Origin of the sequence: Streptomyces sp. NPDC014733 (genome assembly GCF_043083385.1) — a bacterium.
Taxonomy (GTDB): domain Bacteria; phylum Actinomycetota; class Actinomycetes; order Streptomycetales; family Streptomycetaceae; genus Streptomyces.
Genome location: NZ_JBIBYO010000001.1, coordinates 341,783 through 354,994, shown reverse-complemented (window position 1 = coordinate 354,994; position 13,212 = coordinate 341,783). Strand labels below are relative to the sequence as shown.

Sequence of the window (13,212 nt, the reverse complement as noted above, 5' to 3'; positions counted from 1 at the left end):
CGGACCCATGAGCACCACCCCGGACAGCGCCGTCCACGCGTACCTCACGGCCCACCGCGACACCTTCCTCGCCGACCTCGCCGACTGGCTGCGCATCCCCTCCGTGTCGGCCGATCCCGGCCACACCCCCGACGTGCGCCGCAGCGCCGAATGGCTCGCCGCCAAGCTCACCGAAACCGGCTTCCCCACCGCCGAGATCTGGGAGACCGACGGCCACCCCGCCGTCTATGCTCACTGGCCCAGCGACGACCCCGACGCCCCCACCGTCCTCGTCTACGGCCACCACGACGTCCAGCCCGCCACCCGCGACGACGGCTGGCACACCGACCCCTTCGAGCCGCACACCGCCGACGGCAAGCTCTACGCCCGCGGCGCCGCCGACGACAAGGGCCAGGTCTTCTTCCACACCCTCGGCGTCCGCGCCCACCTCGCCGCCACCGGCCGCACCACCCCCGCCGTCCACCTCAAACTCCTCATCGAAGGAGAAGAGGAATCCGGCTCCCCGCACTTCCCCGACCTCATCGCCCGCCACGCCGACCGCCTGGCCTGCGACGCCGTGATCGTCTCCGACACCGGCATGTGGTCCAAGGACACCCCCACCGTCTGCACCGGCATGCGCGGCCTCACCGACTGCCAGATCGACCTCCACGGCCCCGACCAGGACATCCACTCCGGCTCCTTCGGCGGCGCCGTCCCCAACCCCGCCACCGAAGCCGCCCGCCTGGCCGCCGCCCTCCACGACACCGACCGCCGCGTCACCATCCCCGGCTTCTACGACGGCGTCATCCCCCTCACCGACCAGGAACGCGCCCTCTTCGCCGAACTCCCCTTCGACGAAACCGCCTGGCTGAACACCGCCCACTCCCACGCCACCCTCGGCGAGGCGGACCACACCACCCTCGAACGCATCTGGGCCCGCCCCACCGCCGAGGTCAACGGCATCTCCGGCGGCTACCAGGGCCCCGGCGGCAAAACCATCGTCCCCGCCACCGCCCAGCTGAAGCTCTCCTTCCGACTCGTCGCGGGCCAGGACGCCGACGCCGTCCAGCAGGCCGTCCGCGACTGGGTCGCCGCCCGCCTCCCCGACGGCATCCGCCACACCCTCACCTTCTGGGGCGCCACCCGCCCCTGCCTCACCCCCCTCGACCACCCCGCACTCCAGTCCGTCGTCCGCGCCATGGGCCGCGCGTTCGGCCAGAAGATCCGCTTCACCCGCGAAGGCGGCTCCGGACCCGCCGCCGACCTCCAGGACGTCCTCGGCGTACCCGTCCTCTTCCTCGGCATCTCCATCCCCTCCGACGGCTGGCACGCCCCCAACGAAAAGGTCGAACTCGACCTCCTCCTCAAGGGCGCCGAAACCACCGCACACCTCTGGGGCGACCTCGCGGAGCACTGGCACACCACCTGACCCGCCCCACCGCCCGCCGCCCCGCACGCAGCAACCACCCACGCCACAGGGGGAGTTGGAGACAGCAGTGACCACCTGGACCGACCACGACGCAGACCGGCCGATCACCTTCAGCGCACCGAGCGGCATCGACCGCTCCGCCCACCACCGCCTCGACGAGGCATGGCTCGCCGCGGCCTGGAGCCACCCCTCCACGCGCGTCTTCGTGGTCTCCGGCGGTCAGGCCCTCATCGACGACACCCCCGACGGCCGCACCGAACTCATCATGACGCCGTCCTTCGAAGCGCCCCTGACCGAGGCCCACCGCTACTACCTCGGCACCGACGACGACGGCATCAGCTACTTCGCCCTCCAGAAGGACGTCCTCCCCGGCCGCCTCGACCAGTCCGCCCGCGCCGCCGGACTCCGCGAAGCCGGACTGCTCCTCTCCCCGCGCGACGCCGGACTCCTCGTCCACGCCGTCGCCCTGGAGAACTGGCAGCGCCTCCACCGCTTCTGCTCCCGCTGCGGCGAACGCACCGTCATCGCCGCCGCCGGGCACATCCGCCGCTGCCCCGCCTGCGGCGCCGAGCACTACCCCCGCACCGACCCGGCCGTCATCATGCTCGTCACCGACGACCAGGACCGCGCCCTCCTCGGCCGCCAGGTCCACTGGCCCGAAGGCCGCTTCTCCACCCTCGCCGGCTTCGTCGAACCGGGCGAGTCCATCGAGCAGTCCGTGGCCCGCGAGGTCTTCGAGGAGGCCGGCGTCGTCGTCGGCGACGTCGAATACGTCGCCAGCCAGCCCTGGCCCTTCCCCTCCAGCCTCATGCTCGGCTTCATGGCCCGCGCCACCTCCTCCGACATACAGGTCGACGGCGAGGAGATCGAGGAGGCCCGCTGGTTCTCCCGCGACGACCTCACCGCCGCCTTCGCCTCCGGCGAGGTCCTGCCCCCGTACGGCATCTCCATCGCCGCCCGCCTCATCGAAACCTGGTACGGCAAGCCGCTGCCCAAGCCCTGACCCGCGGGTACGGCGGGGCCACGGGAGCTGCGGGGCTTCCCTCGGGGGGAGCGCGGCTGTTCCGGGCGGGGCGGGCCCGGCGGCCCGGGAGGGGGCGGGCTGGCGGCCCTGTGTGCGGTCGTGCCCGGGGCGCGCCGCCCGGAAACGGCTGTGCCCTCCCCGGAAGGCTCCGGGGAGGGCACAGCCGGCGCGTGGTGCCTCAGACGGCCAGCGCCTGCTTGACCTGGTTGAGGCTCGGGTTCGTCATGACGATGTTCTCGCCGCCGGACGGGGGAACCACCAGCACGGTCGGCACCGTCTGGTTGCCGCCGTTCGCCTTCTCCACGAACGCCGCGGACTCGGCGTCATGCTCGATGTTGATCTCCGTGTACGCGATGCCCTCGCGGTCCATCTGGCTCTTCAGCCGACGGCAGTAACCGCACCAGGTCGTGCTGTACATCGTCACAGTGCCCGCCATGCGTCCCGCGCTCCTTCGGTAAGACCCTCGAACAGAAGCCGCCACACCGAACCGGACCCTGGGTCCGAGCCGGACCCGACCTGCGCCTCACGGGCGCGAGCGGGGTGGCGACGGTAGGTGAACGTGCTGGGGGGCTGGAGCATTCCCGGGGGTGAGCGGGGGCTGGATGGTGGGGGCTCCCCGCCCCCCTTCCCCCCACCCCCGTTCCCGCCTCCCTGCCCCCCGGGGGCCCCGCCCCCACCCCACCCCTCCTCCACCCCCACCGCGCTCTAGGCCCCGCGGCCCAGCCCAGCCCCTTCCGCCGCCAAGCCGCGGCCGAGGTGATGCCGTCGGCTGTTCTCGCTTCTCCCACTCCAGCAGATTTCGGCGTGGGGTGTCGGCGGCTGTCCACAGAGGGCGGTTGCGGTAGTACCGGTGCCGGGTGGCCTGTGGACGGTTTGGGGGGTGTGGCGGCGGACCTGGCAGCATTGGCGGGGTGACTGCAGCATCGGATTCCTCTCTTTTCCCGCAGGTCCCGGACTCGGCCGACGCGGTGCTCGACGGGCTCGACCCGGAGCAGCGTGAGGTGGCGACGGCGCTGCGGGGTCCGGTGTGTGTGCTGGCGGGTGCGGGCACGGGCAAGACCCGGGCGATCACGCACCGGATCGCGTACGGCGTGCGGTCGGGGGTGATGCAGCCGGCGAGTGTGCTGGCGGTGACGTTCACGGCGCGGGCGGCGGGGGAGATGCGGGGTCGGCTGCGGCAGCTCGGTGCGGGTGGGGTGCAGGCGCGGACGTTCCACTCGGCGGCGTTGCGGCAGTTGCAGTTCTTCTGGCCGAAGGCGGTGGGCGGTGAGGTGCCGCGGCTGCTGGAGCGGAAGGTGCAGGTGGTCGCGGAGGCGGCGGCGCGGTGCCGGGTGCGGTTGGACCGTGCGGAGCTGCGGGAGGTCACGGGCGAGATCGAGTGGTCGAAGGTGACGCAGACGGTTCCGGCGGATTATCCGGCGGCGCTGGTGAAGGCGGGCCGGGCGGCGCCTCGGGATGCGGCCGAGGTCGGGCAGATCTACACGATGTACGAGCAGCTGAAGCGGGAGCGCGGCGTCATCGATTTCGAGGACGTGCTGTTGCTGACGGTGGGGGTGCTGCAGGACCGCCATGACATCGCCGAGCAGGTCAGGGCGCAGTATCAGCATTTCGTCGTCGACGAGTACCAGGACGTCAGCCCGTTGCAGCAGCGCCTTCTGGAGCTGTGGCTGGGGGAGCGGGAGTCCCTGTGCGTGGTGGGTGACCCGGGGCAGACGATTTACAGCTTCACCGGCGCGACCCCTGATCATCTGCTGAATTTCCGGATGCGTCATCCGGGGGCGACGGTCGTGAAGCTGGTGCGGGACTACCGTTCGACGCCGCAGGTGGTGCATCTGGCGAACGGTGTGCTGGCGCAGGCGAGCGGTCGGGCGGCGGAGCACCGTCTGGAGCTGGTGTCGCAGCGCGCGCCGGGTCCGGAGCCGGTGTTCGTGGAGTACGCCGATGAGCCCGCGGAGGCGGAGGGCGTGGCCCGGCGGGTCCGGGAGCTGATCGCGTCGGGGGTGTCGGCGGGTGAGATAGCGGTGCTGTTCCGTATCAACGCGCAGTCCGAGGTGTACGAGCAGGCGCTGGCGGATGCGGGTGTGCCGTATCTGTTGCGGGGGGCCGAGCGGTTCTTCGAGCGGCCGGAGGTGCGGGAGGCGGGCGTGGCGTTGCGCAGCGCGGCGCGCTTCGGGGGGAACGACGCGCTGCTGGACGATGCGGTGGATGTGCCGTCGCAGGTGCGGGCGGTGCTGAGTACGAAGGGCTGGACGGGGCAGCCGCCGGCGGGTTCGGGTGCGGTGCGGGACCGGTGGGAGTCGTTGGCGGCGTTGATGCGGCTGGCGGAGGATTTCGCGCGGGCGCGTCCGGAGGCATCGTTGGCGGATCTGGTGGCGGAGCTGGACGAGCGGGCGCGGGCGCAGCATGCGCCGACGGTCGAGGGGGTGACGCTGGCGTCGCTGCATGCCGCGAAGGGCCTGGAGTGGGACGCGGTGTTCCTGGTGGGGCTGACCGAGGGCATGGTGCCGATCTCGCATGCGACGTCCGATGCGGAGGTCGAGGAGGAGCGGCGGCTGCTGTATGTGGGCGTGACGCGGGCGCGGGAGCATCTGGCGTTGTCGTGGTCGTTGGCGCGTTCGCCGGGCGGTCGGGCGTCGCGGCGGGCCAGCCGGTTCCTGAACGGTCTGCGGCCCGGCGGCGGTGGTGTGGCGCGCCGCGCGGCGGGTGCGGCGGTGGGCGGCGTGGAGCGGGGAGCGGGCGGGGTGTCCGGTGGCCTCCGGCGCCGGGACCGCAAGCCGGCCCGGTGCCGGGTGTGCGGGCGGACGCTGACGGACGCGGGCGAGATGAAGTTGATGCGGTGTGAGGACTGTCCGTCGGAGTTGGACGAGGGGCTGTACGAGCGGCTGCGTGACTGGCGGGCGGAGCAGGCGGCGCGGTTGTCGCAGCCGGCGTATTGCGTGTTCACCGACAAGACGTTGATGGCGATTGCGGAGGCGGTGCCGGGGTCGGCGGGGGAGCTGGCGCAGATTTCCGGTGTGGGGCGGCGGAAGCTGGACCGTTTCGGGGTCGAGGTGCTGGCGTTGTGCGCAGGTCAGGAGCTTGGCGACGGCGCGGCGGAGGGCCTTGGGGAGGACGGCGGCGAGAGCGGTGAGGGGGCCGCGGGAAACTCGTCGGAAAAATAGTTTGCGCGCGCGGACGGCATCCCCATAGCCTGCGGGAGCACGGTGATGACGGGCTTCCGGGTCCGGAAGTATCCGTGTTGTACTTGAACATGTTTGGAACGGGATTCCCGGTCCACCGAGACGCCGAGAGGAGGCGACCCCAGTGATCAGCTTCATCGAGATGAACAAAATGACCGATCGTTCGGTCGTCGCCACCTGCTCTCTCGGCTCTTCGCTCCTGGGCACCGGTATGTCCGGCTTCGGCCGCCTGTCCGGCGCCGAGGTCAAGCGTCCCGAGTTCCTCCTGTCCCTCGTGGCGGAGGAGCGCAGTGCGCGACCGGCGCAGGCACCTGCGGTAGCGGCAGTGGCAGCAGTGGCGAACGCCTTTGCTCCTACGGCAGCCAATGGTGCCGGATCCCAGCAGCAGTACCGCCAGCATGAAACGTGGGCCTACCGCGGCCTTGAACCCTGGAGAGATCCAGCCTGATCGGCATGATCAGGTCGGCGCCTTCCAGGGCCGCGGAACCCCCACCGGGATCCGCGGCCCTTTTGTTTGCCCAGCGCCCGGCCACCGCCGGGCCACACAGACGAGGAACACACACCGTGCAACTGCAGACGCACACCCCGTCCGTTGCGACCGACCTGATCCCCCCGCCTGATCCCCAGGAGAACTCCTTGCTTCCCCTCACCGAGCTGGACAACGAAATCGACCGTCTGGGCGCCGCCGTGCCGTGCCGCACCTACGACCCCGAGGTCTTCTTCGCCGAGTCCCCGGCGGACGTCGAGTACGCCAAGTCGCTGTGCCGCACCTGCCCCGTCCGTGAGGCGTGCCTGGCGGGTGCCAAGGACCGCCGTGAGCCGTGGGGCGTCTGGGGCGGTGAGCTGTTCGTCCAGGGCGTCGTCGTGGCGCGGAAGCGCCCGCGAGGCCGTCCGCGCAAGAACCCGGTCGCGGCATGAACACCCCCGGCACAGGAACGATCGACCGTCCCGGTACACGGGACCCCCGGAAGCAGGACCCAGCGATGAACCCCACCGTCACCGAAATGCCCGCACCCGTGAACTCCGGTGCGATCGAGTCTCGTCAGAACAGGAACCTCGAGATGCAACTCATCCCAGAAGCCCTGGCGCGTGCCCATATGCACGAACGCCTGCACCAAGCCGAGTCCGAACGAAGGGGCCATCGGCTCGCTGCCGCGCGGCGGATGCAGCGGCGCGCGGAACGCGCGTCGCTCCGTGCCCGCCGCGCCCTGGCCATGGCCGTGATGCAGTGACGCGGTAACAGGATCACGAGGGCGCGCCGCGCAGCCGCCGGGTCGACCGGCCCGGCAGGGGTGAGGCGGCGGCGCGCTCCGTGCGCCGTGGGCCCGGGGCCCGTCCGGTTGGGCGGGCCCCGGCCGCGTGTTTCCGTCGCGGCGGGGGCTGCGGGGATATCGTCGTACCGTGGACCGCACGACGCACGGCACGGCGCAGCAGCCGACGGCCGAGACCGACACCGAAGCCGGGGGCCGCCCCGGTACGAGCACGGGCAGTGGGGACGACGCCGCCCCCGGTATCTCCTGCGCCCGTTGCGGCGCCGTCGCCGAGGAGAGCCCGCCGCTGTGGACCTGCTCGGTGGAGCACGGTGTCCGTCGCTATTTCTGCGACGGATGCGCGCGGGAGCACCTCCGCTCCATCGAAGGGCGCCTGGACTCCGGCCACTGGTGAGCCCCACAGCACGTGGCGGTGGCCGTGGCGCGGCGGTGTCAGCCGATGGGTTCCTCCGCCGCCACCCGGTCGTCCGGCTCCCGCGTCTCCTCCTCGTCCGGCTCGTCGGTGAGCGCGGCCGGGGGGACGAAGCCCGGTAGCCAGTCGGTGAGTTCGTCGCGCAGCCTGACCTCCGCCCCCAGCTGGCACAGCACTCCGATGGTGCTCAGTGTCACCCGGTGTATCAGCAGGTAGGACGGGGGGAGGTTGAGCTGTTTGCCCAGTTGGTGGGCGGGGGAGCGGGGGTCGCCGATACGGGTGGCCTGACGCCGCATCCATTCCCGGGTGAAGGTGAACTCCTCGACCTGCGCCGGTTCGATGATCGGCAACAGATACTCCAGGACCGTCTCCGGGTCCAGCTCGATGGAGTCCTTCACGAACCCTTCGTCGCACAGCTGCTGGTAGACCACTTCGGCCTGGCCCTCCAACGCCATCCGCAGCGCGGTGCCGATCGTCGGGGGAAGACCCTCGGGCAGCCGGTCCACCGTCCCGAAGTCCAGGACGCCGAGCCGCCATCCGCTCACCGGCCCCTCGTCGGCCAGCAGCCGGAAATTGCCCGGATGCGGGTCGGCGTGGAGCAGGCCCGTACGCGCCGGGCCGGAGAACAGGAACCGTGCCAGCAACTGTCCCGCACGGTCCCGCTGCTCCGGGGTGCCGTCGGCGATGACCTCCGCCAGCGGTATGCCGTCCAGCCACTCGGTGACCAGGATCTGCTCGCTCTGGTGCACCACCGCGGGGACCCGGACGTCCTCGTCGCCGTCGAACTCCGCGGAGTGCGCCTGCTGTGCCTCCGCCTCCAGCGCGTAGTCCAGCTCCTCCGTCACCCGGTTCCGCAACTCGGTGATCAGCGGTTTGACGTCCATGCCGGGGATCAGCGGACCCAGCATGCGGGCGAAGCGGCTCAGTTGGGCGAGGTCGGACAAGAGCGCCGCACCGGCGCCCGGGTACTGCACCTTCACCGCCACGGGGCGGCCGTCGTGCCACACGGCCCGGTGCACCTGGCCGATCGACGCGGCGGCCGACGGCTTGTCCTCGAACTCCTGGAACAGCTCCCGCCACTCCTCGCCCAGCCGTTCGGCGAGAACGGTGTGTACGGTGCTCGTCGGCATCGGCGGCGCCGCCTCCTGGAGTTTGGTCAGCGCCGCGCGATAGGGGCCGGCGATCTCCTCCGGAAGCGCCGACTCGAAGACGGACAGCGCCTGCCCGAACTTCATGGCCCCGCCCTTCAACTCGCCCAACACCTTGAAGAGCTGCTCGGCGGTGCGTTGCTGCAGTTCGCGGCCGACGATCTCGGCCGACCGGCCACCGATCCGCTTGCCCAGCCCCCAGGTGGCGCGACCGGCGAACCCCAGGGGCAGCGCGGCCAGCTTGGCGGTGCGGGTGACCGCCTTACGGGGAAGATCAGACATGCGCCCCTCCAACTCACACTGTCCCCAAGCGGGGTTACTCCGTCATTGTGGCGTGCTGCCGCTGCGGATCCGATGCCTCGTCGGGCGCCGCCGACCGCGCGGCCCCGCACCCGCACTCCGGATGCGGCACGATCGATGAGGTGCGCATGCCCGCACCCGCCGGTGTGAACTCCCACCGGGCGCCCGTACACGGCGGCAACGTCCCGTCGAGGAAGGTCAACGCCTGCGCCGCCGCCTGCCCCGCGACCACCGTCGCCAGTGACGCGTCACACGCCGGGACCGCGGCGGAGCCCCGGGCCGACCGCCACTGGGCCAGCAGCCTCGGCCACGACGGCTCCGCCTCCGTACGCCGCAGCTCATCGCAGCCCGTGCACGCGGACAGCCCCGGCACCACCAGCGGCCCCACCACACCCGTGCCCTCGACCACCCCCGCGTACAGATGAGGGATACCGGCCGTCAACAGCGGCTCGGACAGCAGCGGATCGGGGGCGTACGCGCCCAGGCCGTCCCGCGGGGTGAGAACCACCAAGGACAAACCCGGCTCACCCGACTCGCTCACCGGGACCACCGGCCGCGGCACGCGCCCCCACGGCGACGCCTCCCGCACCAGCCGCCGCGCGGCCGCGTCCCGCCGCTCTCCGACCTGGTCCGCGCGGTACCCGCCGGGCAGCACGTCCCACGGCTCGACCTTCCCGCCGTCCAGCACCTCCACCCGGCCGATGCCCGAAGCGGACAGCAACGCGGCGACGGCCGCCCCCACCCGCCCCGTGCCCCGCACCCGCGCGCGGACCGCCCGCCGCGCCCCCATCCGGCCCCACGCGCCGGTGGCCTCCGGATACCGCACCGACAGCGACGCCAGATCCGGCCGGAGCCGGGCACAGGCCGCGCCGTCCGCCCGGGCCGCGTCGGCCCCCGGCCCACCGCCGGACGCCACCTCCAGCAACCCCGCGGCACCCAGCCGCTCCACCACGCCCCGCGCGCGGGCGGGCGGCAGATCCAGCGCAGGGGCCTGGGCGAGCAACTCGTCCAGGGTGCGCGTGCCGTCGATCATGTCGAGGAAGTAACCCGTCGCGATGTCGACGGGCCCCACCACCACCGCATGCGCCGGCGCCACGCCGTACTGCACCGTCGCCCTGTCCCGCCAACCGCGCCGCAGCGCCGGCTTGATCATCGGACGCATCGCATCCGCCCCCGTTCCCCGGTCCGTCCGCGGTCCTCCGCGGAGTGGGGACCAGCATGCGCCGACGGCCGCCACACCCCCCGAGTTGTCCACAGGCCCGTACCGCGCGGTCGTACGAATACGCCGGGCTGTGGACGGGCCGGGGCCGGATGTCGGTGGCCGCGAGTAGCCTCGGGCACGGCCCACCCGTCCACCGTGGAGAAGGAGTCTCCCCTGCGCCCCGCCACCCCCGACCCTCGTGGTTCCACCCCCGCCGCCCCGCCCGGCCCCGTCGAGGTGCGGCGCAGCGCGCGTCGGCGCACCACCGTCTCCGCCCGCCGGGAGGGCGACCGTACCGTCGTCCTGATACCGGACCGGATGTCCCGGGCGGAGGAGGAACGCTGGGTCGCCGTGATGCTGGAGCGGCTCGCCGCGAAGGACGGCAGGCGACGCCCCGGCGACGCCGAGCTGACCGAGCGGGCCACCGAACTGTCCGCCCGGTTCCTGGCCGGCAAGGCCCGGCCCGCGTCGGTGCGCTGGGTCACCAACCAGAACAGCCGCTGGGGCTCGTGCACCCCCGCCGAGGGCACCATCCGCCTCTCCCACAGGCTCCAGGGCATGCCGGAATACGTCGTCGACTACGTGCTGCTGCACGAACTCGCCCACCTCCTGGTGCCCGGCCACGGCCCGCGGTTCTGGCAGCTGCTCGACGCCTACCCGCGCACCGAACGGGCCCGCGGCTACCTCGAAGGCGTCGCCGCCGCCGAGCGGCTGCCGCACCCTCCCGAACCGGCCGACTGACCCCGGCGGGCTCCGGTCACGCCCCGGCAGCACGCGCTGTCGGTGGCAGCGGTTAGCCTGGCTCGCGGTACCAACACACAGCCGGAGCGGGGGGCAGGCGTTACCCATGGCCAGGGAATTCCAGCGGGGCCACAAGGCCAGGATCGGTGATCTGACGGCAGGGACCGACCTGTACGTCGGTGTGCGGATCGGCGGTCCGGGGCTCACCTTCGACATCAGCTGTTTCGGTCTGGACGCCGACGAACGGCTCTCCGACGACCGGTACTTCATCTTCTTCAACCAACCCGCCTCGCCCGAGCAGGCCATCCAGCAGCTCGGCGAACAGGCCGGTGACACCCAGTCGTTCCGGGTCACGCTCGACCGCATCCCGTCACACATCCGGAAGCTGTCCTTCACCGCTGCCCTCGACGGCGCCGGCCAGGTCTCAGGGATCGGCCCCGGCTACCTCCGCATCGTCGCAGGCGGCGAAGAGGTCGCCCGCTACTCCTTCGACGGCTCCGAGTTCAGCACCGAACGCGCCGTCATGCTCGGCGACTTCTACCTCAAGGACGTCTGGCGGTTCGCCGCCGTCGGCCAGGGCTTCGACGGCGGTCTGGAGGCGCTGCTCAAGAACTTCGGCGGCGAGGTCGTCGAGGAGGAGGCGACGCCCGAGCCCACCGCGCCCGCACCGGCCGCACCCGCCTTCGCCCCGCCCGCGGGCCCGCCCCCGGCCTTCGCGGCACCCGCCACGCCCGCCGCACCGCAGACCCCGGCACCCGCACCGCAGCAGCCCGCGCCCCCGCAGCACGCCGGCCCCGGCTCCGGCGCACCCCACGGCGCCCCGCCCGCCGCACCCCAGCAGGCGCAGCCCGCCGCGGCCCAGATGCACAGCGCGCCCACCATGGCCGCACCCCTCGTCCCGCCCGGCGCCCCGATGACGCCGCCCGCAGCCCCCGTGCCGCCCCCCTCGGCCCCCGGCATCCCCGGCGGCGGGCACCCGGCCCCGTACGGACAACCGTCGCCCGGCCACGCCCCCTACGGCGGGGCGCCCGCACCCGGCCACGGCGCGCCCCAGGGACCGCCGCCCGGACAGTTCCCGCCGCAGGCACCCGCCCCGTACGGGCAGGCCCCCGGAGTGCCGCACCCCGGCCAGGCACCGGTCGTGCCCCAGGGCGGCGGGCCCGGGCTCGGCGTCGTGCTGGAGAAGTACAAGGAAGCCCCCACCGGGCAGCGTTGGACGCTCCAGAACAGCAAACTGGTCCGCGTCGACCTCGGCGTCGACGGCCAGCCGGTCCTCGCCCGTCAGGGCAGCATGGTGCTCTACCAGGGCAAGGTCGACTTCAACTACAAGGGCGCGGGTCTCCGCGGCCGCATCGTCGGCAACGCCACCGGCCAGGAGATGCAGCTGATGCGCTGCACCGGCCAGGGCCAGGTCTTCTTCGCCGAGGACAGCACCCACATCCACCCCGTCGAGCTCCAGGGCGACGCCCTGTGCGTCTCCGCCGACAGTGTCCTCGCCTTCGACGAGTCGCTCCAGTACGAGGTACGCCGCGTCGAAGGCCACGGCATACCCGGAGGCGCCCTGTTCACCCTGCAGTTCCAGGGCACCGGCACCGTCGTCATCAAGACCCACGGCACCCCCGTCGTCCTGCCCGTCACCCCCACCACCTTCGCCGACGCCAACGCCGTAGTGGCCTGGTCCGCCGCCGCGCAGGTGATCGTCTCCAGCCAGGTGAGCATGCGCCGCCACGCCTACCCCGGCCACTCCGGCGAGTCCGTGAACCTCCAATTCCGCGGCGCGCCCGGCAACTTCATCGTCGTCCAGCCCTACGAGGTCTGAGGGAGCCCGCCACCATGACCCAGCAGCAGCTGTCGGGCTACGCCCCGACCCCGCCCGCCGCCCGCATGGAGAACCACGGCAGCGCCATGGTCAAGATCGCCATGCAGAGCGGCCGCGACGTCTACGCCCGCACCGGATCGATGGTCGCCTACGAAGGCTTCATCCAGTACGAGCCCAACCCACCCGCCGTCCGCCAGATGGCCTCTCAGTGGATCACCGGCGAAGGCGCCCCGCTGATGAAGTGCAGCGGCGACGGCCTCCTCTACCTCGCCGACTACGGCGCCGACGTCGTCTGCATCCACCTCGACGGCGAGTCGCTGTCCGTCAGCGGCACCAACCTCCTCGCCCTCGACGCCCAGCTCCAGTGGGGCGTCCAACGCGTCAAAGGCATGGCCAAGTTCGCCGGTCAGGGGCTGTTCAACGTCGGCATATCCGGCACCGGCTGGGTCGCCCTCACCTCCCGCGGCACCCCCATCGTCGTCGACTGCGGGCGCGGTGAGGACGAGACGTACGTCGACCCCGACGCCCTCGTGGCCTGGTCGACCAACCTGAAGATGAAGGGCAAGCGCAGCTTCAAGGCGTCCTCGATGATCGGACGCGGCAGCGGCGAGGCGTACCAGCTCGGCTTCTCCGGCCAGGGCTTCGTCGTCGTCCAGCCCAGCGAGGACAGCACCGACCGGCTCCGGGCCCGGGGCTGAAGGGGGACCGA

At 72.4% G+C, this 13,212-nt stretch carries 13 protein-coding genes; 10 read left to right on the top strand and 3 right to left on the bottom strand.

The window, feature by feature from the left end; genetic code table 11:
* Nucleotides 1–7 precede the first annotated feature (7 nt).
* Nucleotides 8–1,408, top strand: coding sequence for a dipeptidase (locus tag ACF1BH_RS01580; protein WP_391640368.1), 1,401 nt, complete (start codon nt 8–10; stop codon nt 1,406–1,408).
* 67 nt (nt 1,409–1,475) lie between these two features.
* Nucleotides 1,476–2,411 carry an NAD(+) diphosphatase gene (gene nudC, locus ACF1BH_RS01575; RefSeq protein ID WP_391640367.1) on the top strand — a complete coding sequence of 312 codons (936 nt, stop codon included), beginning with the start codon at nt 1,476–1,478 and terminating at the stop codon, nt 2,409–2,411.
* 199 nt (nt 2,412–2,610) lie between these two features.
* On the opposite strand, the gene ACF1BH_RS01570 is transcribed toward nudC, so the two are convergent.
* Nucleotides 2,611–2,868 (bottom strand): glutaredoxin family protein, encoded by a 258-nt coding sequence (locus ACF1BH_RS01570; RefSeq protein WP_391640366.1) that lies wholly within the window; start codon nt 2,866–2,868, stop codon nt 2,611–2,613.
* A 475-nt stretch (nt 2,869–3,343) separates the two neighbouring features.
* Here ACF1BH_RS01570 and ACF1BH_RS01565 point away from each other — a divergent pair, with 475 nt between their 5' ends.
* The 5 genes from ACF1BH_RS01565 to ACF1BH_RS01545 all read left to right on the top strand — a co-directional run bounded on the left by ACF1BH_RS01565 (nt 3,344) and on the right by ACF1BH_RS01545 (nt 7,276).
* Nucleotides 3,344–5,593, top strand: a complete 2,250-nt coding sequence (locus ACF1BH_RS01565; RefSeq protein WP_391640365.1) for an ATP-dependent DNA helicase UvrD2 — start codon at nt 3,344–3,346, stop codon at nt 5,591–5,593.
* Nucleotides 5,594–5,735: 142 nt separating this feature from the next.
* The gene (locus tag ACF1BH_RS01560; RefSeq protein WP_391640364.1) at nt 5,736–6,059 is read left to right on the top strand and encodes a hypothetical protein; all 324 of its coding nucleotides are present in this window, start codon (nt 5,736–5,738) and stop codon (nt 6,057–6,059) included.
* A 116-nt stretch (nt 6,060–6,175) separates the two neighbouring features.
* Nucleotides 6,176–6,529, top strand: a complete 354-nt coding sequence (locus tag ACF1BH_RS01555) for a WhiB family transcriptional regulator (RefSeq protein WP_030280963.1) — start codon at nt 6,176–6,178, stop codon at nt 6,527–6,529.
* The gene (locus tag ACF1BH_RS01550) at nt 6,526–6,843 is read left to right on the top strand and encodes a hypothetical protein (RefSeq protein WP_391640363.1); all 318 of its coding nucleotides are present in this window, start codon (nt 6,526–6,528) and stop codon (nt 6,841–6,843) included. Before ACF1BH_RS01555 ends, ACF1BH_RS01550 begins: the two co-directional genes overlap by 4 nt.
* Nucleotides 6,844–7,012: 169 nt before the next feature.
* Nucleotides 7,013–7,276, top strand: coding sequence for a hypothetical protein (locus ACF1BH_RS01545; RefSeq protein WP_391640362.1), 264 nt, complete (start codon nt 7,013–7,015; stop codon nt 7,274–7,276).
* 38 nt (nt 7,277–7,314) lie between these two features.
* On the opposite strand, the gene ACF1BH_RS01540 is transcribed toward ACF1BH_RS01545, so the two are convergent.
* Complete coding sequence (locus tag ACF1BH_RS01540) at nt 7,315–8,724, bottom strand: ABC1 kinase family protein (protein WP_391640361.1); 1,410 nt, start codon at nt 8,722–8,724, stop codon at nt 7,315–7,317.
* 34 nt (nt 8,725–8,758) lie between these two features.
* Entirely contained in the window at nt 8,759–9,895 is a 1,137-nt protein-coding gene (locus tag ACF1BH_RS01535; protein WP_391640360.1) for a ThiF family adenylyltransferase, read from the bottom strand.
* Nucleotides 9,896–10,099: 204 nt separating this feature from the next.
* Here ACF1BH_RS01535 and ACF1BH_RS01530 point away from each other — a divergent pair, with 204 nt between their 5' ends.
* From ACF1BH_RS01530 to ACF1BH_RS01520, 3 genes are all read left to right on the top strand, one after another.
* Nucleotides 10,100–10,684, top strand: a complete 585-nt coding sequence (locus ACF1BH_RS01530; RefSeq protein ID WP_391640359.1) for a M48 family metallopeptidase — start codon at nt 10,100–10,102, stop codon at nt 10,682–10,684.
* Between the two features lie 106 nt (nt 10,685–10,790).
* Complete coding sequence (locus tag ACF1BH_RS01525; protein WP_391640358.1) at nt 10,791–12,503, top strand: TerD family protein; 1,713 nt, start codon at nt 10,791–10,793, stop codon at nt 12,501–12,503.
* A gap of 14 nt (nt 12,504–12,517) precedes the next feature.
* Nucleotides 12,518–13,201 (top strand): AIM24 family protein, encoded by a 684-nt coding sequence (locus ACF1BH_RS01520; RefSeq protein WP_391640357.1) that lies wholly within the window; start codon nt 12,518–12,520, stop codon nt 13,199–13,201.
* Nucleotides 13,202–13,212: the final 11 nt, after the last annotated feature.